The organism is Nocardioides sp. (genome assembly GCF_047607365.1).
In the GTDB taxonomy this organism is placed as follows: Bacteria; Actinomycetota; Actinomycetes; order Propionibacteriales; family Nocardioidaceae; genus Nocardioides.
This window is the reverse complement of the sequence record NZ_JASGDD010000059.1, coordinates 1-3872: the sequence shown is the minus strand read 5'-3', so window position 1 is coordinate 3872 and position 3872 is coordinate 1. Positions and strand designations below refer to the sequence as shown.

Annotated in this window: 4 protein-coding genes; 1 reads left to right on the top strand and 3 read right to left on the bottom strand. The window is 30.4% G+C overall.

What is annotated here, in order from left to right:
- The coding region (locus QM572_RS05265; protein WP_415090785.1) for a hypothetical protein at positions 1-573 on the bottom strand (573 nt) is incomplete at its 3' end.
- A 279-nt stretch (positions 574-852) separates the two neighbouring features.
- Here QM572_RS05265 and QM572_RS05260 point away from each other — a divergent pair.
- Positions 853-1473, top strand: a complete 621-nt coding sequence (locus QM572_RS05260; protein WP_414978863.1) for a DUF3967 domain-containing protein — start codon at positions 853-855, stop codon at positions 1471-1473.
- A gap of 469 nt (positions 1474-1942) precedes the next feature.
- Here QM572_RS05260 and QM572_RS05255 read toward each other — a convergent pair whose 3' ends face one another.
- Together QM572_RS05255 and QM572_RS05250 are read right to left on the bottom strand one after the other, a co-directional pair.
- Positions 1943-2884, bottom strand: coding sequence for a hypothetical protein (locus tag QM572_RS05255; protein ID WP_415090783.1), 942 nt, complete (start codon positions 2882-2884; stop codon positions 1943-1945).
- 364 nt (positions 2885-3248) lie between these two features.
- Entirely contained in the window at positions 3249-3797 is a 549-nt protein-coding gene (locus QM572_RS05250) for a helix-turn-helix domain-containing protein (RefSeq protein WP_098437403.1), read from the bottom strand.
- Between the last annotated feature and the right edge of the window lie 75 nt (positions 3798-3872).

Sequence of the window (3872 nt, the reverse complement as noted above, 5' to 3'; positions counted from 1 at the left end):
TTTGTATTTCAATGAATGTCTAGCAATTTCTGATTCATTTCGGCATTTTGCTGTGTTAACAGTAATAGTTAACTCTCTTTCCATACCCGGTGTTAAAACTTTAACCTTATGTTCACCTATAAATCTTTGCTCCATCATCTTGTGAGCAATGCTAAATTTCTCTTCACGTTTTAACAACCATATTGGTAACATCATGCTCATATATTCGATTTCAACTTCATTATCGTCTTTATCAGCGTTAAGTGCATGATAATATGCCATTGCTCCTAAAAAGCTTATATAAGGGATCGGGCTTTTAATTTTATCGTGCATTTTATTTACGTGAGAATTTGCTAACTGATTATCTTCAGCTAAGCGTCCCAATACATAATAAGATTCTTCTCCGTCGATTTCAGTTGAAATTAATAAACTATTTAACAAATCCTCTGGATTTGAAATACGTTCAACAAGTAAATCTTCCGCTTTTTTCTTAGAAACTTTTACTACATTCGTTGCTAATTCAAAGTAATAGCCATCCACCGTGAAATTATTAAAACTGTTTCCGAAATCAGCTACTTTTCTTCCAATCTTCATTAAAAATTCCTCCCTTTCGTATCTAAGTACGACTTAAGTGTGACTTATAATCTTATTTTAGCACATTTAACCAAAAAAACAACTGTTTTCTGAAAATAAGTACGACTTAAGTCGTACTTATTTTCAGAAACTTTTATTGAAAGGAAAACACTTATTAGTAATCGAATTAGACGAATAACGAACATTCAACAACATGACGAACATTGATTTTAACCATTAACGACTAAATGCCAACTTGAAATAACGTATTAAAGACATAAAACGAGGTGGTGACGACGAATGACGACTAGGGAAGATCACACAGAGGAATCGTGGCACGGCAGCCAGGACAGTACGTATAAAAAAACTTATTCTCTTGCTGATATTGCACGGATACTCCAAAAACCCCGTACAACTATTCAAGCTTGGAGAGACCAATTCAAACCATACTTAGCAACAGTACCAGGAACAAAGGGAAGAACCCTAAGATACCAAAGGGAATCCCTAGAGCTTTTTAAGCTAATAGCCAATATGAAGGATGCCCAAGAACCTCCTGATGTAATTGAGAACGTATTAAAGGGAACTGTAAACTATATTGTGGTTGATGAAGAAGCTACACAGGATGAACTTATGGATAAGCCCATGCTTCAAATGATGTACGAGAATATGAAAGAAGTTGCTGTACATCTTCAAAATCAAGAAGCGCTAAATCTACAGCTCATTCAACATATGAAAGAAGTTGAGGCAACTAATAAAATACTTCTCTCCAAAATTGAGGAACAACAAAAGATTTTTGATTCTACAATAAGTAGTAAAGATCAACAATTAATAGAACTAATTCAAGAGGTGCAAGAAACCAAAAAAATAATAGCATCTAGTCAACAGGAAAAATCCTGGTTTACTAAACTATTTAAAAAGTAATTGTGATTTAAAGTGTGGTATAGAAATTTAGGGAAGATTGTAAGCTAATTACAATCTTCCCTTTGTATTTTATAAGTTTGATAAGCCTCGCTAAATAATTACAAATTTTTATTAGAACATCTTATTTATTAAATCTTGTTTTTAAAAAATAAAACCAATAAAAACATTAGAAATAAAATAAAGCCTTTGACTCTAACTCTTACAAGCGATATAGAATTCTATCTTAGTAAATTTCTAAGTTAAAATGTGGGTAAATTTTGGGATGTTCATTTTTAAAAGGGAAGATTTCTTTACTAGAATTTAAAACAGAAAATGAAATTTTTCGATGAAAAATCTGGATAATTTTTTCTTTAAGTATCTGAAGGAGCTTGAAGAGAGTGGAGGATAAATAATGACATGACGAATATCCTTGCTATGTGTGATTTTTTCAAGCAAGGCTAAATGATAATTATGTTTTTAAAAATGAGGTTTACAGGTTTGGAATAAGCATTTTTTTGAATAAATCAAATGAGATTTTACTTTTATTCTTTTTTTCTATCCCCATTTTTGCAAGACGTTTTTGAGATTCAATTGCTCTTTGTTTTTGATAAAACTTTAATTTGTCACTAAACATTTTCATAAAATGAGCAGGAGCGCTATAATCAGTTTTGTTATCTCTGAACCATTTAACAGATTCTTCAAAAGCCCACTCACCAGACGTTTCTAAATTATTTAAATCTGGTGGCAATCTTAAAGCAATTACATAAGCATCTTTTTCAGTTAAATTTGTTACACGTTGACTCATCATATAGTGGTAAGCTTTTTTTTGATCTTCACTTAAGTAAGTTTCTATGTCTTCTTCTCGCTCTGTTTTAATATCCAAAATATCTAATCCAGAGGAAACAGGTATTTGACTTTCCTCTTCAGATTTACTTTTTTCTTTAAAAGTTTTTTTCTTTAAAAACTCTGTAAAAGTAGAGCATATATCAATAGCTAAAGCCCATTTTACCTTGAAGTATTCAATGATTTTTAAATAATTGTTATGTACAGTCAAGATGTAAACGGAAGGAGCAATCTTTCCGTGCCGTCTTACCTTTATTTGTTGACATACTCCTAAATCTTGCAGCCAATTCAACACGTAACTAATAATGGGTTTAGAAATACCCGATTTTTTACAAATGTGCTCTTGCCTTACTTGGGCATAACCTTCTTGTACCAAATACGATAAGATAGTCTCAAAGGCTTCAAATTGTCTTTTGGTAAGGTAATCTTTTGTGGTAACACCTTCATATTCATCATGGACAATATTATCAATATAAGTAGTAACTTTCTTGATTGATTGATTAATAGTTCCTGGTGTTTTGGGTAAATGTTTAATTCGAGGGCTTAATTCAGCTTTTGCTCGACTAAGCAAAAAGTTGTTTAATAACACGGAAAAAACCTCCTATTTTTTTCCACCACAAAGAAACAGAAAAATGCTGGAAAAGTAGAGGTTTTTATTCACATTATATATATTAGGTGCTATAATAGTTGTAGATAATATATATTTTAATATGGAAAAAACCCCTACTTCTTTAGGATTTTTAATTGATTCAGCCGCCAAACTGAAAGATCAATTAAAAATGGCTTGTGGTAGGGTTTTTTATTTGTAATAATTTAAACGATAAATTTATTTATGCATTAATTTTATAACTATTAAGATAGAATATCAATCTAATAATTAGTATTTTTTACTTAAACAGTTTGTTTATAGATTAATTGAATTAAATTATGCGTGTAATTTTCAAAAAAGGTCTCTAATGTTTAGAGACCTTTTTTTGTAGTTCATGTTGAAGGTAATTTGTGAAATTAACGAAATCTACATGTAACTGATCGTACTTATATCCAAAAAACTTAAGGTATTCAGTTAGTTCTTTTTCTAACTGTTCTTGTTTTTTATCAGGCAACAAAAGAATTTCTTGATGTAGCTCTTTTACTTTTGTATATATGTCTTGTTTCTTTTCATGTTCACTTATTGTCAAATATAATTCTACATTATTAATTATGTCTTGTTTATGCTCAATTTTTTCTGTAGCTATTTCATTATTTAGAGTAGGTGTGTCACTTATTCCTATTAAATAGTCAGCGCTAACATCAAAAATTTGTGCTATTGCAGCCAAAATGTTGTATGGTGGCTCTGAACCTTTCTTTTCCCAATTCGATACAGATGCAGAACTAAAAGAAGATCCTACAACATCACTTAATTTTTCCCCTAACTCCTTCATTGACCAACTACGTTCTTGGCGTAATTTTCGTAAACGCTCGCTAAAAATATTCATATTTTTAGTCCTTTCATATAAATTCATATTCCAGATGTGTTAAAAATACTAAAAAAGAGTATGTGATACATATTATTTTGTGTATATTTAAGTAAATAAAAC